At 70.4% G+C, this 24,537-nt stretch carries 21 protein-coding genes; 10 read left to right on the forward strand and 11 right to left on the reverse strand.

From position 1 onward, the window contains the following. Positions 1 to 170: 170 nt before the first annotated feature. The 7 genes from P3T39_RS25015 to galT all read right to left on the reverse strand — a co-directional run bounded on the left by P3T39_RS25015 (position 171) and on the right by galT (position 11,595). Complete coding sequence (locus tag P3T39_RS25015; RefSeq protein ID WP_280701180.1) at positions 171 to 932, reverse strand: alpha/beta hydrolase; 762 nt, start codon at positions 930 to 932, stop codon at positions 171 to 173. Between the two features lie 316 nt (positions 933 to 1,248). Further along, positions 1,249 to 1,620: a hypothetical protein gene (locus P3T39_RS25020; protein ID WP_280701181.1), complete on the reverse strand. Its 372-nt coding sequence runs from the start codon at positions 1,618 to 1,620 to the stop codon at positions 1,249 to 1,251. A 664-nt stretch (positions 1,621 to 2,284) separates the two neighbouring features. Then, positions 2,285 to 3,145, reverse strand: a complete 861-nt coding sequence (locus tag P3T39_RS25025) for a nucleotidyltransferase domain-containing protein (RefSeq protein WP_280701183.1) — start codon at positions 3,143 to 3,145, stop codon at positions 2,285 to 2,287. Between the two features lie 168 nt (positions 3,146 to 3,313). Then, positions 3,314 to 5,539, reverse strand: a complete 2,226-nt coding sequence (locus P3T39_RS25030; protein WP_280701184.1) for an RICIN domain-containing protein — start codon at positions 5,537 to 5,539, stop codon at positions 3,314 to 3,316. Positions 5,540 to 5,976: 437 nt separating this feature from the next. After that, complete coding sequence (locus tag P3T39_RS25035) at positions 5,977 to 7,707, reverse strand: alpha-galactosidase (RefSeq protein ID WP_280701185.1); 1,731 nt, start codon at positions 7,705 to 7,707, stop codon at positions 5,977 to 5,979. Between the two features lie 74 nt (positions 7,708 to 7,781). Then, positions 7,782 to 9,875 (reverse strand): NEW3 domain-containing protein, encoded by a 2,094-nt coding sequence (locus P3T39_RS25040; RefSeq protein WP_280701186.1) that lies wholly within the window; start codon positions 9,873 to 9,875, stop codon positions 7,782 to 7,784. Positions 9,876 to 10,467: 592 nt separating this feature from the next. Beyond that, positions 10,468 to 11,595, reverse strand: a complete 1,128-nt coding sequence (galT, locus tag P3T39_RS25050; protein ID WP_280701238.1) for a galactose-1-phosphate uridylyltransferase — start codon at positions 11,593 to 11,595, stop codon at positions 10,468 to 10,470. A 200-nt stretch (positions 11,596 to 11,795) separates the two neighbouring features. Between galT and P3T39_RS25055 the strand changes: the two genes are divergently transcribed. The 10 genes from P3T39_RS25055 (at position 11,796) to P3T39_RS25100 (ending at position 22,217) form a co-directional block, all read left to right on the forward strand. Further along, positions 11,796 to 12,599, forward strand: coding sequence for a DeoR/GlpR family DNA-binding transcription regulator (locus tag P3T39_RS25055; protein WP_280701187.1), 804 nt, complete (start codon positions 11,796 to 11,798; stop codon positions 12,597 to 12,599). A gap of 328 nt (positions 12,600 to 12,927) precedes the next feature. Next, positions 12,928 to 13,977, forward strand: coding sequence for a substrate-binding domain-containing protein (locus P3T39_RS25060; protein WP_280701188.1), 1,050 nt, complete (start codon positions 12,928 to 12,930; stop codon positions 13,975 to 13,977). Between the two features lie 117 nt (positions 13,978 to 14,094). Further along, on the forward strand, positions 14,095 to 15,675 hold the full coding sequence (locus P3T39_RS25065; protein WP_280701189.1) for a sugar ABC transporter ATP-binding protein: 1,581 nt from the start codon (positions 14,095 to 14,097) through the stop codon (positions 15,673 to 15,675). Next, positions 15,672 to 16,712 carry an ABC transporter permease gene (locus P3T39_RS25070; protein ID WP_280701190.1) on the forward strand — a complete coding sequence of 347 codons (1,041 nt, stop codon included), beginning with the start codon at positions 15,672 to 15,674 and terminating at the stop codon, positions 16,710 to 16,712. Before P3T39_RS25065 ends, P3T39_RS25070 begins: the two co-directional genes overlap by 4 nt. Before the next feature lie 483 nt (positions 16,713 to 17,195). Continuing rightward, the gene (locus P3T39_RS25075; protein ID WP_280701191.1) at positions 17,196 to 17,792 is read left to right on the forward strand and encodes a hypothetical protein; all 597 of its coding nucleotides are present in this window, start codon (positions 17,196 to 17,198) and stop codon (positions 17,790 to 17,792) included. A gap of 263 nt (positions 17,793 to 18,055) precedes the next feature. Further along, positions 18,056 to 18,592, forward strand: coding sequence for a hypothetical protein (locus tag P3T39_RS25080; protein WP_280701192.1), 537 nt, complete (start codon positions 18,056 to 18,058; stop codon positions 18,590 to 18,592). Between the two features lie 121 nt (positions 18,593 to 18,713). Further along, positions 18,714 to 19,925 carry a hypothetical protein gene (locus P3T39_RS25085; RefSeq protein WP_280701193.1) on the forward strand — a complete coding sequence of 404 codons (1,212 nt, stop codon included), beginning with the start codon at positions 18,714 to 18,716 and terminating at the stop codon, positions 19,923 to 19,925. 728 nt (positions 19,926 to 20,653) lie between these two features. Beyond that, a complete protein-coding gene (locus P3T39_RS25090; protein WP_280701194.1) occupies positions 20,654 to 20,869 on the forward strand; it encodes a hypothetical protein in 216 nt (71 codons plus the stop codon). Positions 20,870 to 20,950: 81 nt separating this feature from the next. Beyond that, positions 20,951 to 21,190 (forward strand): hypothetical protein, encoded by a 240-nt coding sequence (locus tag P3T39_RS25095; protein WP_280701195.1) that lies wholly within the window; start codon positions 20,951 to 20,953, stop codon positions 21,188 to 21,190. Between the two features lie 610 nt (positions 21,191 to 21,800). After that, on the forward strand, positions 21,801 to 22,217 hold the full coding sequence (locus P3T39_RS25100) for a hypothetical protein (RefSeq protein ID WP_280701196.1): 417 nt from the start codon (positions 21,801 to 21,803) through the stop codon (positions 22,215 to 22,217). 182 nt (positions 22,218 to 22,399) lie between these two features. Here P3T39_RS25100 and P3T39_RS25105 read toward each other — a convergent pair whose 3' ends face one another. The 4 genes from P3T39_RS25105 to P3T39_RS25120 form a co-directional block, all read right to left on the reverse strand. Next, positions 22,400 to 22,816, reverse strand: a complete 417-nt coding sequence (locus tag P3T39_RS25105; protein WP_280701197.1) for an arsenate reductase ArsC — start codon at positions 22,814 to 22,816, stop codon at positions 22,400 to 22,402. 31 nt (positions 22,817 to 22,847) lie between these two features. Continuing rightward, positions 22,848 to 23,600: an MIP/aquaporin family protein gene (locus P3T39_RS25110; RefSeq protein ID WP_280701198.1), complete on the reverse strand. Its 753-nt coding sequence runs from the start codon at positions 23,598 to 23,600 to the stop codon at positions 22,848 to 22,850. Next, the gene (locus tag P3T39_RS25115) at positions 23,597 to 23,926 is read right to left on the reverse strand and encodes a metalloregulator ArsR/SmtB family transcription factor (RefSeq protein ID WP_348534384.1); all 330 of its coding nucleotides are present in this window, start codon (positions 23,924 to 23,926) and stop codon (positions 23,597 to 23,599) included. The genes P3T39_RS25110 and P3T39_RS25115 overlap by 4 nt, the downstream gene beginning before the upstream one ends. A 67-nt stretch (positions 23,927 to 23,993) precedes the next feature. Beyond that, complete coding sequence (locus P3T39_RS25120; RefSeq protein WP_280701200.1) at positions 23,994 to 24,410, reverse strand: hypothetical protein; 417 nt, start codon at positions 24,408 to 24,410, stop codon at positions 23,994 to 23,996. Positions 24,411 to 24,537 lie beyond the last annotated feature (127 nt).

The raw sequence follows: 24,537 nt of genomic DNA on the forward strand, positions 1-24,537 counted from the left end.
CGTCATCGCCTCGCGCCGCTTCGGCACACCCCGGTAGGTGAGCACCCGCCGTCCCTTGCCGAGGTGAGGCGTGTCGTCCCGGCGCCGGCGGAACAGGGGAAGAGGCGGCGGCAGGCCCCGGCGATGCGCACGAGACCGGACCAGCCGGACCCGCGTTGCGCAGCCGGCGGCTACCCGGCCGTCGCGGAATCGCCGCTTTCGACGAGGTGGCGGGTGAAGAAGCGCTCCGAGCTCTCCAGCTCGAACGCGGGTATGTCCGCGTGGCGGCCTGGGTTGGCGTGCAGCGTCTTCTCGGGGGAGGCGAAGGTGTCGAACAGTGCGAGACCCGCGTCGCGCGGCACCAGCTCGTCGTCCCACTGGAGCAGGAACTCGACCGGGACGGTGATCCGGGCTGCCGTCTCGGCCAGGGCCTCGGAGCCCGCGAGGCCGAAGACGGCGGCGGTGATCCTCGGTTCGGCCGCGACGAACGGCACGCCGATCATGCTGCCCATCGACACGCCCCAGTAGCCCACGGGCCCGTTCGCGCCGACGCAGTCGAGTTCCTGGAGGGCGTCCAGGGTGGCCCGCCACTCGGGAACGGCCTGCGCCACCAGGACTGTGTTGTAGCGGGCCAGATGCGGGCCGATGGGCTCGCCCGCCGTCACTCGTTCCCTGATTCCTGCCATCAACCGCTCGCCCTCCTGGACGATGGGCCGCTCTCCGTACCCGGGCGCGTCGATGGCCGCCACCGCGAAGCCGCAGGCCGTCACGTAGTGGTGCGCGCGGGCCACCAGGGAAGGGGCCGTCTTGTGCTTGCCGCCGCCATGGCCCAGCAGCACCAGGGGACGGTGGCCTGCGGCATCGGCTGGTGACCAGAGCACGCCGGGGACGTCGTCGAGGGTGAAGAGACGTTCCGAGACGCCGTTCGAGGTCGTCTGCGAGGTGAAACGCATGGTTTCGTCGCCTTTCGGGATGCCTGCGGGCGTTCCCAGGGCCACCTGTGTCAGATGAACCGCACTGCCGTGAGAGGGGGGACCGCCCAGCCTGATAGGCCGGTAAGGGGTCTCACCTTTTCGGTCGGTCACGTGCATGGTGACGCCAGCAGACACCCACCAAGGGCCGGACAGCCGCTCACACCGTCATCTTCCGTGGCCGCGGCCTGTGTTGACCTCAAGCCCCGCGTTGCTCTTGCCTCTGAGGAAACCACCCGACTCGGCGGTCCGAGGCCGAGGGCTCATTGGACGGACCGTCAGGTCGCCCAGGGCGAGGTCACCACCAGCCGCCGCAACCGCTGGAGTCGCAGGCGCGCATGTAGACGTCGTACGCGCCGTTGTAGGAGTACAGCTTCCCGAATGTCATGTTCTTCTGTTCCAGCCGGCCGGACTCCCAGGTGATGCGCATCTGGACCCACACGCCGTTGTCGCTCTTGACCCACTGGAACTGGCCCGAGTAGCCGCCGTGCCCGTCGCTGTTCCACGTCTTCCACACGCCGACGTTCAGGCCCTTGGGGGACCACAGTTCGCCTTCCGCCCTGGCCTTCGGGCTCGGTTGACCGCTGCCTCCCGCCATCGTTGTGGTCTTCCACGGGTTGGCGTGGCCGGGCGTGGCGCCGGCGGTTCCGGCCCCGGTCAGAGCCGTCACGGCAACGAAGAAAAGTGTGACTGCCGCGCTACGAATGCGCATGAAAGAACCCCTCGTGATTCCGCCCCTGACAATCAATCGAACAGGGGCTCGCTCAATCCACTGGCGACTCTTCACTATCCTTCAGAAAGAACGTGTACCGCGCAACGGTCGGTATCAGCCATTCCGGCCCCATGACCGGCGCGGTCCACTTCGGTTCGAACCTGACTGTCCGATCCTGCTCAGAGCCCAGTCCCGTCCGGGCCGACGCCGTGCAGCGTGCAGATCTGCAGTTCGGCACCGACCAGTCGAGCCCGCTCCGGTTCCACGATCCCTGTCCCCACCTCTTCTCGCGCCTGCCCGCCCGGCCACCATGATGCCCGGTCGCCCGCTCGCCGAGGGCCTGGGTCCCGACCTGGCCGACTTGCTGTCTCTCCGTCACCCACCGGCGAGGGGCTTCCCGTACGTACGGCAGTGATGAGTGGACACTCGTTCGTATCTCCGCCGAGAGCGTCCGCCAGTAGGTAACCCATCAGGACGGGGCATCCCCGGACAGTGCAACTGGCTCCGGTGAGTGTCTACTTGCGGAGCCTCCAAGCGGTGATGATTGCGTTGATGACGACTCGGAAGATCTCGAATCTGTCCGGGTAAGGGCGTCCGCCAGTAGGTCTTCGCGTATCCCGGGTCACCTCCGCAGCGTGTGGGAGCCCTGGGCCCGAGGTGTGTGCTGCTGATACTCGGTGCGGCTCCTGAGCGAGGCGAGGGTCTCCTCGACGAGTACCCGTGCCTCGGCCACTGTTGCCGCCAGCAACTCGGCAGTCTCACCGGGCTTCCCCAGCAGGCTGCGGACTCGCGGGCCGAAGCCGGCCGGCGCGCCCGGCAGTGCCTCGGCGACAGCCAGCGCGCCCTTCTCGTTGAGGCACCAACGCCGATCCTCGGCGTACATCGCCTGCACCAGCACGCCGATGGCCCGGGACAGGCAGAGCGAGACGTAGAGCGTGTCCGCCCGTGCCGCGCCCTTTGCTGCGGCGGCGACCAGGAAGTCCGCCTCCCAGGTTCCCGCCGCCAACGCCTCTCGCAGCGGCTCGGGGTAGGTCGCGGTCCGCCGCCGCAGGTCCGTCAGCTCGCCGGTCGGGTCGGCCAGCACCTGGCCCAGCGCTACCTCGCCCACGTAGCAGGGTGACCAGAACCCGAGCGGGTGCCCCGCTTGCACGCCCACCTCGTACCGGCCCTCGCGGCAGTCCGCCCACACCTGCTCGACCCGGTCCAGATCCCGCAGGATCCAGTCCACGGCCACGCCGCCGGCCTGCAGCCAGGCACCACCGTTCACCCAAGGTCCCCAGCCGCCTGGGCCGGCTACCTCCACGTCGGGTCCGGCCAGCGCGCGCAACGCGGCGAGGTCAAGCTCGCCGCGGTAGTAGACGCCGAGGTCCCAGTCGGATTCCGGTCGGTGCTCTCCGCGTGCCCGGCTGCCGCCCAGTAGCACTGCGACTACGCCCGGCACCTCGGCCAGGCGGTTGGCCATGTCCTCGATGATCACCTGCATGGAGCGAGTCTGGCAGTCGCCAACGCCTCGGGCCGGCTATTTCCGGCTCTTCTGCTGCACCTGTGGGTGTGATCACGCGAGTTGGCGGCGGGGCAGCGCCGGGCGCTCCAGACCGACCCACGGATGGAGCAGAAGAGCCTCATTTCCGGACCGTTCTGCGGGCCGGGATCAGTTGATGGTCCACTGCTGCAGCACGGAGTCGGTGTTCGCCAGCTGGGTCAGCGGGGACCCGTCGGACGTGGAGGCGGTGGTGAGGAGCAGCCCGCTCTTCGCCGAGGCGACGGTGTACGTGCCGTTCGCCTGCTGCGCGATGGTCCAGTGCTGGTTGCTGTTTCCGGTGCAGGTCCACTGGATCACCTTGGCACCCGGGGCGGTGGAGCCGCCGTTGACATCGGCGCAGAGCCCCGACTCGGCGTTGACGAGCTGGTAGGTGCCGTCGGGCTGCTGGGTGAACTGCCAGTTCTGGTTGGCACCGCCGTTGGCGGTCCAGGTGATGAGCCGGGTGCCGGCGGTCATGCTGTGGCCGGGGTCGTCGAGGGCCCTGCCGCCCGTGACGAGGGTGTGGGTGCCGTCGAGGTTGCCGCCTCCGGTCGAGCCGACGGGGGTGACGGTCAGGGTCTGCTCGGCGGCGGTGCGGGAGCCGCCGACGGCGTCGCCGGTGGTGTCGGTCCAGGAGCGGGCAGGCGTGGTCTCGGTGAGCCGGCCGGTGTCCGAGGACAGGCCGATCACCAGGCCGCTGTAGCGGTTGACCAGACGGTAGGTGCCGTCGGCGGGCGCGTTGGGGATGACGAACCACTGCTGTCCGACGGTGGGGCCGCCGGATCCGGTGGCGGTGACGGTCAAGGTGGCGCCCCAGGCCCGGCCGGCGGTGGAGCCGGAGTCGACACCCAGCAGCCGGCCGGTGGCGGAGTTGGTGATCCGGTAGGAGCCGTCTCCGCTGCCGGTGAAGACCCAGGCCCCCAGGTCCGATCCGGTGGCGGTGGCGAGCGAGGTGGTGGCGGAGCTGCCGGAGAGCTGCGCGAGAACGCGGCCGGTGCCGTTGCTGATCCGGTAGGTCCTGGTCGGGTCGAACGGTGCTGCGGCGGGCGCGGTCGAGTCGATGGTGACGTTGGCGTACTCGCCGTCCGAACCGGCGCAGGCGATCGCGCAGTAGGACCGGAAGCCCTTCCCGATGATCGTGGAGTTGGTCCTGTTCGCGCTGTCGACCAGCCAGCGGTACCAGGAGCCCGAGGTGTAGCTGCCGGAGTCACCGATCAGCGTCCACTTCTGCGTGGCGAGGTCGTCGGTCGCGTAGAACCGCTGCGGTGCCGTCCCCGACACGACCTCGGGCTCGCCGATGTACCGGCCGAGGTAGGCGTCGTAGGCGATGTTCATGATGAACAGGTCCGACTTCGCGGGCAGTTGGCCCGCCGCGACCTGCTGGTCCACGGTGCCGGTGTTGGCCGGGTCGTAGTCGGATCCGACCGGGGTGTAGCCCGTGGGGGTGGCGGCGGTGACCGGCACCATGTTGCTCTCCATGCCTCCCACACCGGGCTGCGTCCAGGAGCCGTCGTACCACTTCTGCCAGGAGCCGGTGGCCATCTTGGACGAGAGCGGGGCGCGTGCGACGTGCGCCAGGCCGCCGGTGCTGCCGCCGACACCGCCCTTGGGGACGATCCGCGAGCCGTAGTAGACGTAGAAGTAGCCCGAAGCGGTGTCGACGAACAGCCGCGGGTCGCCGTCACCGTAGTCGTAGGTCTGGTTCGGGAACGCCGTGGTGTCGTTGCGGGTGGTGCTGTAGGGGGATGTGATCGCGTGGCCCCTGATGGTCCACACCTTCCCCTGGTCGGTCGACACGGCGTAGTCGATCGAGTCGTAGTGCAGTCCGTCGCCGAACGGCTGCGGGGTGAACTCGTTGTGCACCAGGCCGTACCAGTTGCCGGTGTCCGGGTCGACCCAGACCCCGACCAGGTCGCAGTAGTTCGGCTGGGAGTAGCCCGAGCCGGACGCCGCGGGCGTGGCCCGGACACCGGTCGGGCTGGTGTTGCACCGCCAGGTCGTGTCGTTGTTCCTGTCCTTGGCGTCGGCGGGGTCCACCGCGTCGCTGATCGCACTGGAGCGGGTGGCGTTGTCGAAGTCCGTGCCGGTGTAGAAGTCCCACTGCCGGGAGTCTTTCGCGCCGTACAGCGAGTGGGACTGCTGGAAGTAGAACGTGCCGTCCTTGTCGGTGTAGGCGCCGGCCGGGGTGTCGTCGGGGTAGGCGTACGAACCGGTCGAGCCGATGGCCACCGTGTACGTGGCGGCGTGCGGAGCTGGCGTCTTCGCGGACGCCGGTGCCGTCAGGGCGCTGCCGCCCGCCATCGCCACCACCGTGGTGACGAGCGCACCGACCAGCCTTCTGCGAGCAGCTGACACAGGTACTCCCTCTTCCCTTGTCGGGTTCGCCCTTGCGGCGGACCCGTGGCGGGCCGGCACCGCTCCCGGTACCGGCTGGACCGGGGCAGGCCCCCCGACCCGGTCCTGCCCCCCTGTGCAAGGCCCTCCCCGCGACCGGAGGGGGCCGGGTCTCGGCCTTCCGGCATGCAGAGGTCGTCAGCCGGCGGTACTGGCTGTCCGGGTGGACCGCGAGCCGGATCCGTCCAGCGAGACTTCTTCCTCACGCACGTCGGCGACGCGGATCCCCCGCCCTCGTTCGGGGAGTTGACGAACCGGAGCACGAACGGGCGATCGGCATCAGTGCTTCCTCTCCGAGGCGCGAGCCTGGCGTCGGCGAGTATCCGCGCTGGACGGATGGGAACGCTACGCCGGGGTCTTTGCCGGCATCCGGGGGCACGGCTTTGCTGGTCAGGCGGTCACTGCGTGGTCCAGCGCTGGTTCGCTCCGCCGTCGCAGCCGTAGACCTCGACTGCGGTTCCGTTGACGTTGCCGGCCGGCACGTTGCCGCCGGTGACGTCCAGGCAGAGGCCGTACTGGCTGGGAGTGGTGACGGTACCGTCGGAGTTGAGGTGCCACTTCTGACCGGCGCTGCCGTCGCAGGGCTGGATCACCACCGGAGTACCCCACGCCAGGCTGCCGTTCGCGGTGCCCAGGCACCGGCTGCCGCCGTAGGCTCGCAGGTCGCCGTTGGAGGTGGCGGACCACTGCTGGTTGGCACCGCCGTTGCAGTCCCAGATCTCGATCTTCGTCCCGGCGGCGGTCTGGTTGTTCCAGGCGTCCAGGCAGCGGCCGGAGGACGCGGAGACCAGCGGCTTCGCCGGGCTCGTGGTGAGCGGGCGCGCGGCCACCCGGTAGAGCACGGTGCCGCCGGCGGGGACGGTGGCGCTGATGGTGCCGTCGGTGCTGGTGGACGTGGTGTGCGCCCACAGGTCGTCGAGGGTGTAGCCGGTGCTGCTCGCCGGCAGGCCGACGGCGGTTGCGGTGGTGGAGATGGCGGCCGGGGCGGAGGTCTCGTTGAACAGGGCCACGGCGACGTCGCCGCCCGCCAGCGGACGGGCGAGTACGTCCAGGCCGTTGCCGGTGCTGACGGGTGTGCCCTGCCTGCCGAGCCGGTCCTGGTCGACGGCGATGACGTCCTTGTTGAGGTAGACACCGAGGTCCTGCCCGCTGATCGGGAAGCCGGAGCCGCCCGCCGCGGCTGCGGTGCGCAGGTCGGCGCCGGAGATCAGCGGGGCGGCGAGCACAGCGGCGACCGAGAGCTCGGACTTCTCCTGGTCGTAGCTGAGGCGCTGGTTGGGGTCGGAGGAGGCCGAGGCGTAGTTCCCGGTCTCCAGCATGTCGATGTCGTTCCAGGCGCCCGGTCCGGCGTACTGGGACTTGTCGAGGTCGGTGTGGACCAGCCTGGTCAGGCCGGCGAAGGAGGCGTCACGGTCGCCGTCGATGCGCCACATGTTGGCCGTGCTCCTGCCCCACACCCAGGGCGTCTCGCCCTGGGCCGCCGGCTGGAGCGAGAGGCTGAGGACGACCGGCCGTCCGGTGGCGGCGAGGGCGTCGCGCATCCAGCCGTCGCGGGTCTGCAGCGGAAGCCGCTCGTCGCCGACCCGTCGGGCGGGGTCGCTGTCGAGGCAGTTGTCGTACTTGAGGAAGTCCACGCCCCAGGAAGCGAAGGTCCGGGCGTCCTGCTGCTCGTGGCCCAGGCTGCCGGGGAAGCCCTGGCAGGTGTGGTAGGTCGGACTCTCGTAGACGCCGAACTTCAGGCCCTTGGCGTGCACGTAGGAGGCGAGGGCGGTGAGGCCGTCAGGGTACTTCTGCGGGTCGGGGACGAGGTTGCCGCCGCTGTCCCGGGACCGGCTCATCCAGCAGTCGTCGATGGTGAGGTACTGGTAGCCGGCGTCGCGCATACCGCTGGAGGCCATGAAGTCGGCGGTGTCCTTGACGGTCTGCTCGGCGGCGTTGCAGCCGAAGGTGTCCCAGCTGTTCCAGCCCATTGGCGGGGTGGCGGCGAGGCCGTTGTCGAGGGCATGGGCGGGCTCGGCGGTGAGCATCGAGGCACCGAGCGCGGGGAGTGCGAGGCAGAGCGAGAGCAGAGTTGCGGCGCTGCGGCGGCGTGGGCGGCGGGGGCGCGTCTGGCGTGAGAGCGCATGCATGTGGGGGCTCCAAGCCTGTTGTGGGGGTGGGAGGTTGGGGCGGAGAGGCCGGGACCGCTCCGCCCCGGGCGGGGTCAGCTCTGGGTGAGAGCGGTGAAGTCGGCCTCGCCGCTGGTGCCTTCGCTGTGGGAGGTGGTGAACACGCCCACGTCCTGGGTGGCCGTCACCCCGGGGAGGGTGGCCGTGCCGACCTGGGTCCAGGTGGTGCCGTCGGTCGAGAAGTAGCCGGTGTAGGCGGACCCGGAGCGGACCAGCTTGAGCCAGCTGGGGTAGACGGCCGTGCCGCTGCCCTGGTTGCTCGGGGCGCTGTTGGAGTCCAGACGACCGCTGCCGGTGCTGTCCCACTGCAGGACGTAGCCCTTGCCGGGAGCCTCGGCGAGGATCAGGTAGCCGGGGGAGGAGCCGGGCTTGGTGATGTCGTTGCGCACCATGATCCCGGCTTTGGCCCACTCACTGGTGGCGGCCTGGGCGGTCAGCTTCACGACGGTGGTGGAACCGTCGTGCTCGGCGCCCGGCTGGTAGATCGCGCTGTACTGGTCGGTGTCGTACCAGAGGTCGGCCCCCGCACCGTCGATGGCGAGTCGGCCGTCCTGGGCGCCGAAGGCCGCCGTGGTGTCGGAGAAGGTCCTGAGCGGGGCCTTCACGGGGGTGGACAGCTCCACGGGGTCGGGTGCGGTGACCGCCTGAGCGCCACCCGGACCGTGCACCGATGCGGTGCCGGTCACGGTGACCCGGGTGATCGGCGCGGGCAGTGCGGCGGGTGCGGTCACCCGGAACGCCGCGATGGCCTGGTGGCCGCTGGGGACCTGGGCGAAGCGGGTCCCGGTGAGCGGGGTGACGGTCCATCCGGCCGGGGCCTCCACCGCCAGCCGGACGTCGCGGGCGGCCTGCACACCGTTGTTGGTGAAGGTCGAGGTCACCGTGCCGGAGGTGCCGGCGGACCAGGACGGTACGACGGTGTTCAGCACCACGCTGGGGGCGTGCTGGCCGGGCCTGCTCGTGGGCGCGACCCGGTACATCACGGTGCCGTGGCCCGGCACGGTGGCGCTGATGGTCCCGGCGCTCTCGGTCGTGGTGTGCGCCCACAGGTCCCGGAGGGTGTAGGCCTTGGCCGTGTGCAGGCCGATCGCGGAGGCGGTGGTGGAGATGACGGCGGGTGCGCTGTTCTCGTTGAAGAGGGTCACCGCGACGCTTCCGTCGGCGAGCGGCTTGGCCAGCACGTCGAGGCCGCCTGCCATGCTGACGGGCGTGCCCTGCTTGCCGAGCCGGTCCTGGTCGACGGCGATGACCTCCCTGTTGCCGTAGACGGCCAGGGTGTCGGCACTCGCACTGCGCAGGTCGGTGCCGGCGATCAGCGGAGCGGCCATCTCGGCCCAGAGCGAGAACTCCGTCCGGTCCTCGGTCGGCGTCATGCCGTTGCCGACCTCCAGCATGTCCGGGTCGTTCCAGGCGCCGGGCCTGGCCACGGAGGCGGCCTTCAGGTTCTGCTGGAAGATGTACAGCATCCGGCCGTAGGAGGCGTCGATGTCGCCCGTGGTGCGCCAGAGGTTGCCGACCGAGGCGCCCCAGCCGGTGACGTCCTCCTCGCCCCAGTCGCAGAGGCTGTAGACGATCGGCCGGCCGGTCCTGGCGAGGGCGTCGCCCATGGCCTGGTAGCGCTGTTTGGCCGGTACGCCCTGGTTGTAGCAGTTGTCGTACTTCAGATAGTCGACGCCCCAGGCAGCAAAGGAGTTGGCGTCCTGCTGCTCGTGGCCGAGGCTGCCCGGGTACCCCGCACAGGTGAGCGTGCCGGCGCTCTCGTAGATGCCGAGCTTGAGGCCCTTGGCGTGGAGGTAGGCGGCCACCCCCGTGATGCCGTGCGGGAACTTGGCCGGGTCCGGGACGAGTCGGCCGTCGGCGTCACGGGTCTTGGTCATCCAGCAGTCGTCGATGTTGACCTGTCGGTAGCCGGCGGCCTGCAGCCCGTTGGAGGCGATCTTGTCGGCGGTCTGCTCGACGAGCTGCTCGCTCACGTCGCAGCCGAAGGCGTTCCAGTCGTTCCAGCCCATCGGCGGGGTGAGTGCCAGGCCGTTGTCGAGGGCGGCGGCCGGGGTTGCGGTGAGGGGGACAGCTGCTAGGGGTGCCGCTGTCAGCGCGGCCGCGATGAGGGCGGCCCACGTCTTGCGCATCGGTTCTCCTGAGTCCGAGGAAGGCGGACGGTACGGCGGATCTGACGCCTTGCGCAGTGCGTGGCCAAGCGAACCAAAATCAACACAATGAGTCAATAGTCAACACAATCCTGTGTGGAGTCTTGATGAATTCACGCAGGATGAAATACTTCCGAACATCCGAGGAGAGTGGGGCCTGACCGGCCGAGGAACTGACGAGGGCCCAACTCGACTGACATGCAGGAGACTTGGGGAGCTTGGAGCGTCCCGGGGCTCCACCGCGGGGTGAGGGGACCCGGAAGTCGTCGCGCAGGGACGCGTGTCCGGCGGTCAGCACCGGGCCGAGGCCGGCCGGGGCGCCCGCGTCCAGCAGGGCGACGGCTTGCCGGACGCGGGCGTTCTCGGTGACCACGTGCCGTACGAGCAGCCGGAGTTCGGCCGGAAGCCCGCCCGACACGGAGTCCAGCCCGGCGTACCGGAGGTCGCGCAGGGCGCGCAGTCCGAGCAGTTGCGCCGAGTGCTCGCAGCCGGCAAGTCGCTCACGGATTCCCCGGGTGGTGGTCGGCGGTGGCGACCGGGATTTCGCGGCCGATGGCCCGGCAGACCGCCTCGATCACTTCGCGGACCGGGAAACCGCTGCCGTTGCAACCTCCCGCAGGCGCTGTGCCGCCGCCTCTGGCGACACGTCGTTGACGAACGCGTCCATTCCGGATTCGACCCCGGCCAGGAACTTGAGCCTGCCCACCGTACGCCGGATCGTGAACAGCTCCAGGTGAAGCGCGAGTTCGTCACCCCCACGGGTGGGGGCCTGGTGCCAGGCCGCGATGTACGGCGTCGGTGCGACCGGGGCAGTCTGCCCCCGTTGGATGAAGAGCCGGTCAAAACGGCGCAGCAATTCGAGGTAGAGCAGGGGAAACTCCGCGCGTTCGGGTTCGGTCAGGCGGGTCAGGTCGGTGACCCTGCGGTTGGGGTAGAGGTGGCACTCGTAGGGCCAGCGGGCGGCGTACGGGACGAAGGCCGTCCAGTGCTCGCCCGCGAGGACCACCCGTTCGGGGTCGGTGCGTTCGGCGGCCAGCAGGTCCTCGAAGAGGTTGCGGCCGGTGCGGGCGCGGTGGGCCGTGGCGGCGGTGAGCATCTTGACGGTGCGTGGGGTGGTGAAGGGGAAGGCGTAGATCTGGCCGTGCGGGTGGGCCAGGGTGACCCCGATCTCGGTGCCCCGGTTCTCGAAGCAGAAGACCTGGCGGACGCCGGGGAGGGCGGCGAGGGCGGCGGTGCGGTCGGTCCAGGCGTCCAGGACCAGGCGGGCCCTGGCCTCGGTGAGGTCGGCGAAGGAGAGGCCGTGGTCGGCGGTGAAGCAGACCACCTCGCAGCGGCCGGTGCCGGGGGAGGAGAGGTGCAGTGGGTCGGGGCTGCCGCTGCCGCCGGTCGCGGTGCTGCGGGCCAGTGAGGGGAAGCGGTTCTCGAAGACCACGACGTCGTAGTCGGCGGCGGGGATCTCGCTGAGGCGGCCGTCCCGGGAGGGGCAGAGCGGGCACTCGTCGGCCGGGGGGTGGTAGGTCCGGCCCTGCCGGTGGGCGGCGATGGTGACCCAGTCGCCGGTGGCGGGGTCGCGGCGGACCTCGGAGAGCGGGGCGCCCCGCTCCAGCGGCCGCAGGTCGGGGGCGTCCCGCACGGCGGAGTCGTCCGCGTCGAAGTAGATGAGCTCGCGGCCGTCCGCCAGCCTGGTCGTCGTCTTGTTCACGGCTTCCTCTCGCTGCTGGTCCTTGCCGAGGGAACCCTCGATCCGACCGGCAAGGACCAGTTGCAACATAATTGAACACTATCCACCATCAGTCAACGTCCATGTGAGGTGCCGGGTCCGACCGGCCACCTACGATGATGTTGATAGTTGTGTGAACGAGAGCAGTTGGTGGCAGCTGTGCCTGTTGATTGGGGTGCCGTATGACTGACAGTGCACAGTTGCTGGCTCAGCAGCGACGCACGCTGATCCTGGCGTGGATCAGGCAGCGGGGTGGAGCGCGGGTCAACGAGCTCACGCGCGAGCTGGGCGTCTCGGACATGACCGTTCGGAGGGACCTGGACGCTCTCGCCCGGCGGGGTCTGGTCGACAAGGTGCACGGCGGGGCGGTTCGCGCCGACGAGCCCAGCAGCAGAGAGCCGGGCTTCGAGGCCAAGTCCTCCTGGCAGTTGTCGGCCAAGGACGCGATCGCGCGGGCCGCCGCCGCACTGGTCCAGCCGGGAATGGCCGTCGGCCTCGGCGCCGGGACGACCACCTACGCCGTCGCGCAGCACCTCACCGAGGTCGAGGGGCTGACGGTCGTCACCAACTCGGTCCGGATCGCGGAGCTCCTCGAACAGTCCGGGCGCGGCGGGCCGGGCGCGGCGACCGTGTTGCGGACGGGAGGCGTGCGCACCCCTTCGGATGCCCTGGTCGGCCCGCTTGCTGATCAGGCGATCCGGTCGCTGCACGTGAACGTGTTGTTCCTCGGCTGCCACGGAATCGCGGTCGAAGCCGGGCTGACCACGCCCAACCTCGCCGAGGCGGAGACCAACCGCGCCTTCATCGGCTCCGCACACCGGGTGGTCGCGGTCGTGGACCACACCAAGTGGGACGCCGTCGGCCTGGCCACCTTCGCCACTCTCGACGAGATCGAGGTCCTGGTCACCGACGGTGAACTGTCTCCGGAACGTCGGGCCGCCGCTGCCGAGCGGGTCGGTCGAGTGATCGTCGCCGAGGGTTCCTGACGGCCGACGGCAGCCCGCGGCAGCCTCGGCTCGGTCGCGCCGGGGCCGGCCGCAGTGCACCGGGGGCCGGCCACGTCCGTTCGAATCAACAGAACGCACCGCATCACCCATGATGACGCGTCACTTCGGCCGCTCCCCGCGACGGTTCGCCGCTGGGGTATCGGCACCGGTAACGGGAGCATCTCAAAACGGCGTCCGCCTGGGGAGGCTCTTGACGAACGTGTGAATGGGGCGTTTCCTGTGAGCCGATGCGTTTGATCAAGTTAGTTTCTGGTCGGTTGTGTTGCATTGATCCGATCAGGGCTGTCCCACCTTCAGGAGCCGATCCATGCATTCCTCCCGCAATCGCCAGGCTGCCGCTGCCGTGCTGGGCATGGTGTTCACCCTCGGTCTGACCGCCTGCTCGACCGGTCAGGAGTCGACTGCCTCCGGCGGCGGCCAGGTCGCCAAGGTCGATGGCAAGATCTCCCTGACCTACCTCCAGAAGCAGGGGGACCAGGAGTACTTCGTCGGCGAGGCGGCCGGGGCCAAGGCGAAGGCCGCCGAACTGGGCGTCGACCTCAAGGTGGTCAACCTCGGCAGCGACGCCAACAAGACCGTCAACGAGGTGCAGTCCGCGATCGCCCAGAAGAGCAACGGCCTGATCGTCGTGGTCCCGGACCCTGCCGTCGGTCCGCAGGTTATCCAGACCGCCAAGGATGCCAAGGTCGCCCTGCTGACCTCGGACGACCAGATCTGCACCACCGGGCCCGACCCCGCCGCATGCGACAAGGCGAACCTGGTGCCCAGGATCGGGTTCAGCGGCGAGCAGATGGGCGGCGAGGTGGGCAAGCGGGCTGCCGAGGAGTTCAAGAAGGCCGGCTGGAGCGCCGCCGACACCCGTACCGTCTCCGCCTGGAAGCAGGACGTGACGGTCTGCGGCGACCGGGTCAAGGCTGCCAAGGCAGCCTTCGGCTCCGCTGCGGGCGCGACGGTCCAGAACATCGACGTGGCCACCGACAACACCCCGACCGGTGCCCAGGACAAGATCGCGGCCACTGTCACCGCCAACCCGGGTGTCAAGCACTGGGTGCTCTGGGGGTGCAACGACGAGAACGTCCAGGGCGGCGTCACCGCGATGCAGAACGCCGGGATCAGCCCGGACAACATCATCGGGATCGGCCTCGGCGCCTACCTGGCCTGCAAGGACTGGGGCTCCGGCAAGCCCTCGGGCATGAAGGCCGCGCTGTTCATCAACGGCAAGGACGTCGGCGCCCTTGCCGTCGAGACCATGTACGACAAGCTCAAGAACGGTAAGGACTTCCCGGCCGAGGCGTTCGCCCCCACCAAGATGGTCGACGCTTCCGACTGGCAGACCTCCGGCGTGACCTGCAGCTGACCGCCGTTGCCGGACCGGGCTCGGTGCGGCAGAAGGCGAGAGCCCACGCCCGCCGCACCGCACCGGACCGAACCGGCCCACCAGCCCCGTCCGTACCGCACCTCCAGTGAGGCCCCGATGACCGCACTCGACCTCTCGCCCGCCGACGCGCCGCCGTCCGGCCTCGCCGCCGAGAGGGTCGCCAAGAGTTTCGGCAGTGTCCAGGCGCTCCAAGGCGTCACTCTCCACTTCCCGTCCGGGCAGGTCACCGCCCTGATGGGGGAGAACGGTGCCGGCAAGTCGACCCTGCTGCGCATCCTGACCGGTGATCACCGCCCGTCCGAGGGCCGGGTGCTGCTGGACGGCACACCGCTCGACCTCGCCTCGCCGATCGACGCCCGCCGCGCGGGAATCCGGATCATCCCGCAGGAACCGGAGATCATCCCTCACGTCTCGGTCGCCGAGAACGTCTACGTCGGCAGCCTGCCGCGCCGGTCCGGACGCCGCCTGGACCGCGCCGAACTGCGCCGCCGGATCACTGCGGACCTCGCCAGGCTCGGCTTCGACAAGGTCCTCGACCCCGACCTCCTCGGCTCCGAACTCACAGCAGCACAACGCCAGTTGGTGGAAATCCTGCGTGCGCTCACCGGGGAGGTGCAGACCCGGGCCATCGCCTTCGACGAGCCGACCTCCTCGCTCTCCGAGCACGAGGTGGAGGCGCTCTTCGCGCTGATCGGCCGACTGCGGGACCAGGGCATCGCCGTCATCTACGTCTCGCACCGGATGAAGGAGATCTTCCGTCTCGCCGACCGGATCGCGGTACTGCGCGACGGTGCGCTGAGCGGGGTGCTCCAGGCCGCCGAGACCGACGAGCGCGAGCTGGTCCGGCTGATGGTCGGCCGGGACATGTCCAGCCTGTTCGTCCGTCAGGACGTCGCCACCGACGAGGTGGTACTCGACGTGCGCGGGCTGACCACCGACGACGTACACGACGTCAGTCTGCAGGTGCGGGCCGGCGAGGTGGTCGCCCTCGCCGGGCTGATCGGCGCCGGCCGCTCCGAGCTGGCCCTCGCACTGGCGGGCGACGCGCCGATCCGCTCCGGCGAGATCCGGCTCGGCGGCAGGCTGCTGCGGCTGCGCAGCCCCAAGGACGCGATCCGGGCCGGACTCGGCCTGGCGCCCGAGGAGCGCAAGGCCCAGGCGCTGTTCCTGCAGCGCACCATCCGCGACAACACCTCCCTGGTCAGCCTCGACCGGTTGAGCCGCTGGCGCTTCGTCAGGCGCCGCGACGAGAGGGCGCTGGCACAGGAGTACACGGACCGCCTACGGGTGCGTGCCCCCTCGATCGAGGCCGAGGCGCGCACCCTGTCCGGTGGCAACCAGCAGAAGGTGGTGCTCGCCCGCTGGCTGGCACGCCGTCCACAGCTGCTGATCCTCGACGAGCCGACCCGGGGCGTCGACATCGGCGCCAAGGCGGAGATCTACCAGATCATCGCGGACCTGGCCCGGGCCGGGAGCGCCGTTCTGGTGATCTCCTCCGAGCTGCCCGAGGTGCTCGGCCTGGCCGACCGTGTCGTCGTGATGCAGAACGGCAGGGTGACCGGCGAACTCGGCCGTGCCCAGGCTTCGGAGGAGGCCGTTCTCGCCCTGGCCATGACGGACGACCTGGCCGGAGCCCCCCGTACCGAACCCGACACCCCCACCGGAGTTTCCCGATGACCACCGGCACCGCCTCCACCACCGAGCAGCCACACGCCCAGCCGGAACCCGGCCGGACGGCGGGCCTGGGCACACTGCTCGGCTCCGTCGGCGGCCAGAACCTCAGCCTGGTCGGCGCCCTGGCCGTCGTGCTCGTGCTCTTCGGCTCACTCAACGGCAACTACCTGAGCTGGGAGAACATCCAGGTCATCGCGGAGGCGGTGACCATCGCCGGACTGCTCGCGGTGGTTCAGACCGTCGTGATCATCTGCGGCGGCCTCGACATCTCGGTGGGCTCCCAGGCGGGTCTCGCCTCCGTCGTGAGTGCCATGGCCTTCACCTCCACCGGGTCCAGCGCGCTGCTGGGCATCGGAGCGGCAGTGCTGGTCGGCGGTGCGGTCGGCCTGCTCAACGGGATCGTGATCATCTACGGCCGGGTCAACCCGACCATCGCCACCCTGGCAGGCCTGGCCGCCTACAAGGGAGTGGCCCAGCTGGTCTCCGCCGGGCGGGCCCAGGGCTACGTCCTCAACGACCCGCTGTTCATCTTCCTCAGCCGTGGGAAGATCGCCGGACTGCCGACCATGGTGTGGATCCTGATCCTGGTCGCCGTCGGAGTGCACGTGCTGCTCAAGTACACCGACATCGGCCGCAACATCTACGCGATCGGCGGCAACGACACCGCCGCCCGCCTGGCGGGCATCAACCTCAACAAGTACCTGGTCTCCGTCTACGCGCTCACCGGCACGGTGGCGGCGGTGGCCGGCGTCCTGCTCACCGCGCGGACCGGCTCCGGCCAGCCGGTGTCCGGCAGCGAGGGGCTCGAACTGCAGTCGATCACCGCTGCCGCGCTCGGCGGCTGTGCCCTCAAGGGAGGCAAGGGCGGTGTCGGCGGGACGCTGCTGGCGGTCGCACTGCTCGGCGCACTGCAGAACGGGCTGACAATCCAGGGCATCAACAGCTTCTGGCAGAACGTCGCCCAGGGGCTGCTGCTCGTCGGTGCCGTGGTCATCCAGCAGCGCCGCAACCGCGAGCGGGCCATCGGCCTGCCCGCGTGACGACGGCTCACGGAGCCCTCGGGTACGGCGGACCCACGAGCCGAGCGGGAGGGGCAGGCGCTGGTGGCTGCGCCTGCTCCACCGCTTCCCAAGATCGCTGCTGCAGAGTGATGGTGACACAAGGTGAGTGGCCCTCGGCAGGGCCGATGCCATCGAGCTCGACCGCCGCGCACCGGACGATCACCGGGTTCGACAACGGCACAACATAGGGTCCGCCGGTCAGCGGCCTTCGTCGGAGCGCTCGGGAGTGCCGTTGAGGATGCGGTCCATGGCGGCGCGGGTGCGGCCGTCTTCGGTATCCCGACCGTTGTGGGCGTTCGAGCCGGACGCCGGTCGCCGGTCGCCGGTCCGCCACCCGCAGGGGGGAGGGCGGATTCGGTCGTGGGGAGGAGCGGGTTCACCCCGCAGGGGGAGGTGGCGGAACGGTGAGACGCGCGACAGTGGTGGCGACGCCGAAAGTCGAACCGAATGGAGTGAACAGCCATGCAGCTTTCCGTACTTGGCCGACGTCCGCACCGCAGCCGCCGCACGGCGCGGGCCCGGGCGTCGACCGCCGTCGCACTCGCGGTACTCGGCACGCTCGCCGCGTACGTTCCCTCGGCTGCCGCTGCGCCCGCTCCCGAGAGCACCGCCGGCTCGCCGAGCAGTGCGGTGCGGGTGTCCGGTACCGCGGGTACCACGCTCACCAAGGACTTCATCGGGTTCGCCGGGGACGACGTCCGGATCGAGATCGACGCCCGGACCGCCGTGAACGGTCAACCGGCCGGCGGCACCGGGCACTTCCATGTCGTCCACCGCCACGTCGACGGCCGCCTGGTCGCCGACTTCACGGGTGACATCACCTGCCTTGTCGCAGGCGGCCGGGACGCGATCGCCACCGGTGTCATCACAGGCGGCCAGGCACCGTGGTTCCCCGGGCGTCAACTCCTCGGCACACGAGTCTCGCTCACTCTCCAGGACAACGGCCGGACCAGCCGGGCCGGTTGGCTCTGGGGTGCCCTCGGCGCACCGGTCTCCGACTGCCAGGGAACCGTCCCCTTCATCGGGATGACGCACGGCCACTTCACGGTGCGTGGCTGACGATTCACCCGGAACGCGGCCCGGCCACACGAGGGGATGGCCGGGCCGGCCGGTCGATGCCGCCGGACGGGGCGCCGCCCCCGGCTCTCGTTCCGCACCTCGACAAAGCACATGTCAGATGCGGTCTCCGCGCGTTGATCGAACCGTTGCTGACTCGACATCAGGAGTTCTCGTGGCGCGCCCTGTCGGCGGCCCGAGGGGGGTGATGTCATGCCCACACCGCTCGGGTTCCAGTGCCCGAGCCCCCCTCTACGGAGCTCCCCATGCACTCCGCCCCACGCCTCTTGGCCCCCGCCGCCGCCTGCGCCCTCGCGCTCGGCGGCCTCGTGCTCGGCACCGGTTCCGCGCACGCGGCCGCCGCGTCCTGCTCGCAGGGCTACCTGCCGCTGCCCGACTCCGCCTGCACCCCGGGTGCCACCAACCCCGACGTCACCCAGGACACCATCGGCTCCACCATCTGCGTCTCCGGGTGGACGGGTACCGTGCGCCCGCCGACCTCGTACACCAACGCGCTGAAGGTGCGGCAGATCGCGGCGTACGGCTACAGCGACACCTACACCGGCGACTACGAGGAGGACCACCTGATACCGCTGGAGCTCGGCGGCGCACCGAAGGACCCGAACAACCTGTGGCCCGAGCCGAGATACGACACGGGCGTGGGCGTGACGGCGTACTCCAAGGACTCGGTGGAGAACAAGCTGAAGACGGCTGTCTGCAACGGTTCGGTGCCGCTGGTGGACGCGCAGAACGCGATCGCCACCGACTGGACCACCGCCCTGCAGAACCTCGGCCTGGCCTGACCGCACCCTGCTGCGCGCCGGCGCAGCCACCGCCCGGGCCGCCCCGCGCCCGGGGCCGGACAGACCAACGGTAGGGCCCGGGCCGTCCACACGGCCCGGGCCCTACCGTTACGGTGACGCCATGACGATCAACGGGGAGGACCAGGCCACGGCCCGGGGTGCGGTGCTGCTGCTGGCCGCCGCCCCGCGCACCTCTCGCCGGCGGCTTCTCGACCCAGAGCTCGGGATTGCCGAGGTTTCGACGGTGCCGACCAGGGCCCTACTGGCCGGCTGGACCGGGGCCGTGGACGTCGTACCACTGATGAACCCCGCAGAGCCGCAGGCCGTCCTCGCCCGGATACGGGAGGCCGCGAGCATTCGGGGCCCGCTGCTGGTCTACCTGTGCGGCCAGCTCATCAGGGACCACCGGCAACGACTGGTCCACTTCGCGCTGTCCGACACCACCGACGCCACCGTCCGCTACACCGCACTGCCCTGGGCCTGGCTCGCACGAGAGCTGGCCACCCGTCAGTCCGGTACCACCGCCGTGATGGTGGACCTGGTCGCCGATGCGTCCTGTGTCCCCCTCCAGCTCGAAGACCTTCCTCTGCCGACACAGATCCGCCGGTGGGGAGTGATCGCCCCACCGGCCCGGCGTGGAACACTGCAGCCGCCCTCCTACACGATGGCCCTCGCACGGCTGCTGGGAGCCGCCTCGGACTCGCAACACATCGCTGACCTGCACCCGCTCGCCCTGGCTCAGGCCAATCTCACCCCCGGGAGCATCGTCCTCGACGCACAGACCGCAGTCGAGCCCGGCACCGACACCCGGCCCCGACCGGCACAGCGCGCCGAAGCCGTGGCCACCAGGTCGGAGCCGCCCAGGACCTTCACCCCGGTGGACCCGGCGGTCGACCGGCGCCCGGCGATCGCCGAGGCGGTGCGCAACGGAAACCACCACATCGCCGCCCAACTGACGACGGACTGGGAGCAGGACATCCTGCGGTCGGCAGGTCGGGAATCGGCGGCGATGGGCGACGTACTGGAGGTCCGGGCCACCGCCGCCACCGCTGCCGGCGCGACCGTACGAGCCGCCGAGCTGTGGGTGACCACCGCCGAACACCGGCTGAACTGGACCCACCCCCAGAACCCCCAGGTCCAGCTCGCAGTCCGCAATGCCCTGTACTGCTGGCAGCGGCTGGCGGACGAGGAACCGGCGGTCACCGCGCTCGGACAGCGGCTGACCGAGGTGTTGAGGACGACCGGCCGAGAGAGCGCGGCCACTGCGGCCGAGGACCGAGTCGCCGACCTGCAGGGTCCCGCCTACAGGCCGCCGACCGGATGGCGTGCGTAGGCAACAGGAACCTGGAGGAGGGTAGGACAGGCCGAGCTACCGGGGCTGCCCACGCCTACGCCATTTCCTCCGGCGACGAGGCGGCTCGGAGCCCGGGAACAGGGCCCGGCGGTGCTTGCGTATTCGGCGTAGCGCAAGCCGTGCGCTGACGTACTCGAAGCTCATGGCCCAGCCCACCACCAACGTGAAGATTCCCAGGCCGATCAGCTCTCCCCACATGACCTCCCCTTTCATTGCAGGCGGCAGGTCCTCCATCGCCTACTGGTCCGGCTCCGCGATCCGGTGGGGTGGATGCGCACACCGCCGCCGAGGTTCCTCAATCAGTTCACTCTCCACGCCGAGCACGGTAGGGGCCCTGGCGGCTCCCACCTACCGATCTGACGGCAAATCAGAGAGTTCGCCGGCCAACGTGCAGCAGCTGGTGGTCAGTTCGAGGCCCTCCGGAGCTGCCCCTGCTCGAACCCGCCATAAGGCGTGCGGGCCCGGATCCGGCGGTGTCGGATCCGGTCGGTCCCCTGCCGCAGCGGCTTGCCATGACGGATCGCCGGAAGCGACCGACGAGCACTGCGCCCCTCGTACTGCGATCACACGCACAGTCCTTCGAGCCCAGCCGGTCCGCTGCAGGCGGCGCTTCGACGTTCAGTCCGGGCGTCGGCGGGTCAGGCTTGCCGGGGCGGGCTCAGCTGCACCAGAACAGGAAGCGGGTACAGGTCGGTGACGGCGACGGCGTGGGTTTCGTCGGCCGGGGTGAAGCGGACGGCTTCGGACCGCTCGTCGAACCGGAGCCGGGTGGCGCCGAGGCGGTGGCGGCCGGAGCCGAGCCCGACGAGGTGCCGCTCGGCCGCGGGCGGGCGGTGGACCTGGTCGCGCCGGGCGATGGGGAAGTGCGGGAAGCGACGGGCAGCGGGGTGGGCGCGGCCGTCGCGGGGTCCGTGCTCGGCTGACTGTTCTCGACGGGAGTGGGGGTCAGCGCGGCCGGTTGGCCGGACTGCGGGGAGCTCAGCGCCAGCGCGCCCGCACCGCCGATGGCCAGTACCACAGCCGTGGCGGTGAGCACCCGCCCGCCCCGCCGGGACTTGCGTCTGCTGCGCCGGTTGCGACGGGCGTCGGCCCTGGTCGGCCCGGGTCTCGGCTCGGCAGCGGGGACTCCGGTCGCGCCGGGCATCGGCTCGCTGACGAAAGCCGGGGCCGCGGCCGAGGCCGGCATGCCGCAGCCGGGGCAGGACAGTGCACCGTTGAGGTGGCGGCGGCAAGGCGCGCAGTAGTTCATCGTCATCTTTCCGTACTTTGTCTCGCGCCTTGGACGCGACCAGCCTCAGGAGACAGTAGGCATGCCACCCGATCGGCGGACAGGTGCCGGGTGTGAGGTTTTGGGAGAGACCCCATGGTGATGACAGCGCGTCGGTGAACAGGGACGTCGGCAGGTGGCCACCACGAACGTGTCCGGATGCCCGTTCGTCGCTCCGGCGGGCGAGCGGATCGCCGGTGACGGCCTCTCTCGACGAGTGACCGTGACCAGCACATTCGCAGCATGCCTTGGAAGGGCTGACGGGATGTCGAACGGAAGTCCGGCTCCGGGCATGTTGGTTGAGCCGACGAGCCTGGGAGAACTGCCGATGTACCTGCGGAATGGGGGCGCCCTGGTGTCCGCCGCCGCCGGTGCCGAGAGGCTCGTGGCGTTGAGGCTGCTTCTGGTCCTCAGTGGATCCCGTGCTTGACCATCCATCGGAAGGACCTCACATGCGCAAGACCCCGACCGTTTTCCGGCGGGATCCCGACGACCGTGCCCACGTGCTGCCTGTGGTGCACCCCGGGTGCCGGTGGGTGCTCGACGGTGAAGGCCGGGCCACACGAAAGTGGGATGGCACGTGCGTGATGCTCGATGAGGCCGGCCGGTGGTGGGCCCGGCACGAGGTGAAGCCCGGGAAGAAGGCGCCTGATGGCTACCTGCTCATGGAGACGGACGAGGTCACTGGCAAGACGGTCGGATGGGAGCCGGTGTCGGGATCGCCGTTCGCGAGGTTCCATGCCGAGGCCGTCGGCGACGGCGGCCCGGTGGATCCCGGGACGTACGAGCTCCTCGGCCCGAAGATCAACGGAAACCCGGACGGCTTCGCCGTGCATGTCCTGATGCCGCACGGGTGGGAGCCACTGTCCGAGTACAGCGTGCCGGGCACGGCCGAGGCCGCGGGTACCGGAAGGGCGAGCGCGAGGGTGAGAGTGGTAGCCGTCAGGCCGGCCGAGCAGGCGGTGGCGCGAAGTGTTCGCAGGGTCGGATTCCCCCTGGTATGAAGCGAATTGATCGCCTCGTGCCGTCGGATGAACACAACACAAGACGAGGCGATCAGCATTATGGGGGTACGACCGCAGGCGCCTCTCAGCTGGCCCCCGGTCACCGATCGTCGCGCCCGCCGTCTTGACGTGTCGCTGTCCTCAGTGCGTGGCACAGGTGCCGATGCGCACGGCGGCGGTTCTCACGCGACTGTCTCGACGCCGAGCTCGGTGAGCAGGCCGTGGACGCGCTGCTGGATCTCGTCGCGGATCGGGCGGACGGCCTCGACACCCTGGCCGGCCGGGTCCTGAAGCTTCCAGTCCAGGTAGCGCTTGCCGGGGAAGTGCGGGCAGGCGTCACCGCAGCCCATGGTGATCACCACGTCGGAGGCCTGGACCGCCTCGACGGTCAGCACCTTGGGGGTCTCGGCGGCGATGTCGATGCCGACCTCGCGCATCGCCTCCACGACGGCCGGGTTGACGCTGTCGGCCGGCGCGGAACCGGCCGAGCGGACCTCGACACGGCCGGCGCCGAGGTGGGTGAGGAAGGCGGCGGCCATCTGGGACCGGCCGGCGTTGTGGACGCAGACGAACAGTACGGACGGGACGGCAGTGCTCACGGGTGTTCTTCCTTGCTCCGGCGGGGCCGGTTCAGCGGCCGGGGGAGGGAGCGGCGGGCTCGTGCTCGCCGTGGGGGACGACGGCGTCCTCGTCCGTCGGGGTGGGGTGGCCGAACAGCGCGGCGAGCAAGCCCAACCCGACCACGGTGCCGACGAGTTGGGCGGCGACGAACGCGAGGACCGAGGCCGGGGCGATCCCGGCGAAGGTGTCGCTGAAGGCCCGGCCGATGGTGACGGCCGGGTTGGCGAAGCTGGTCGAGGAGGTGAACCAGTACGCCGCCCCGATCCAGCAGGCGACCGCGACGGGCCCGAAGTGCGCTCGGCCGGTCCGGGCCAGACCGAAGATCAGCAGGACCAGGCCGGCGGTCGCCACGACCTCGCCCAGCCACAGGTGGCCTGCGAAGCGGTCGTGGGTGGACCAGGTCACGAGCGGCTTGGCGAACATGGCGTCCGCCAGGACGGCGCCGCCGATCGCACCGGCGATCTGGGCGCCCGCATAGGCCGCGACCTCGCGCGGCCCCGGGCCGTCGCCGGTCCGGCGGCCGGTCCACCAGGTGGCGAGGGTGACGACGGGGTTGAAGTGGGCGCCGGATATCGGGCCGAGCAGGGCGATCAGCGCGCCCACGCCGAAGACGGTCGCCAGGGAGCCGGCCATCAGCTGCACGCCGACGTCCTGGCTGAGCTGGGTGGCCTGGATACCGGAGCCGACCACGATCGCGGCCAGCGCAGCCGTGCCGAGCGCTTCGGCGGCCGTCCTGCGGCCCAGCGGAGCAGGCTCGGTCATCCGGTGCCTCCGGTGGCGGCCGGGGCTGCCGCCGGAGTCTGGAGGAGGGAGGAGAGGCGGGCCAGGGCGGCGGGCAGTACCCAGTAGTAGACCCAGGTCCCACGGCGCTCGGAGCCGACCAGGCCGGCCTCGCGCAGCACCTTCAGGTGGTGGGAGATGGTCGGCTGGGACACGTCGAAGGGCCCGGTCAGGTCGCAGACGCACGCCTCGCCGCCCTCGTGGGAGGCGATCAGGGAGAGCAGTCGCAGCCGCACGGGGTCCGAGAGGGCCTTGAACATCCTCGCCAGGTCGGTGGCGGCCTCTTCGCCGAGCGGTTCGCGGACCATCGGCGAACCGCACGCCGTCCGGTCGATCACCTGAAGCTCCAGTTTCGACATGTGTCTATGTTGACAGTTATCTATTCAGGGAGCAACCTCTCGTACTGCAGACCGGCCTGGGCGAGGGCCTGTCATGGAGGTAGTGCAGGACGACGACGGTGCGCATTCCCATCGGAAGAGAGTGCAGTGCCCGCACGAGCTCGTCCCGCAGCTCGATGGACCGGTACGCGTCGTGCGGGTCGGCGCGGTCGGCGATGCCGGGGCGGTCGGGGTGCTCACCGGACCGGCCGAGGCGGCGCCAGCGGTCGTTCGCCAGGTTGGCGAACTCGTCGTCTGCCATGGCGACGCCTGCGCTCCCAACACCCTGGTCGGCAACGACGGCACGTGCACCGGGCACGTCGACCTCGGCGTGCTCGGTCGTCGTCCGGATGGGCTTGGCGGTGGAGGCGTTGGCCTGGTTGAGGATGGCGGCGATGGCCAGGTCGAGGGTCATGAACGGCACCTTTCCTGAGGGGGACGGTTCTTCGGGTGGAGGGGCCCGCAGGGATTGCGGCCCTCTCTGCTCGATGGCCGGGGTACGTCCGGCGCTCGCGATCCCGCCGGGCCGCAGGCCCCGGAGA

The sequence above is a fragment of the Kitasatospora sp. GP82 genome (assembly GCF_029892105.1).
Lineage (GTDB): Bacteria > Actinomycetota > Actinomycetes > Streptomycetales > Streptomycetaceae > Kitasatospora.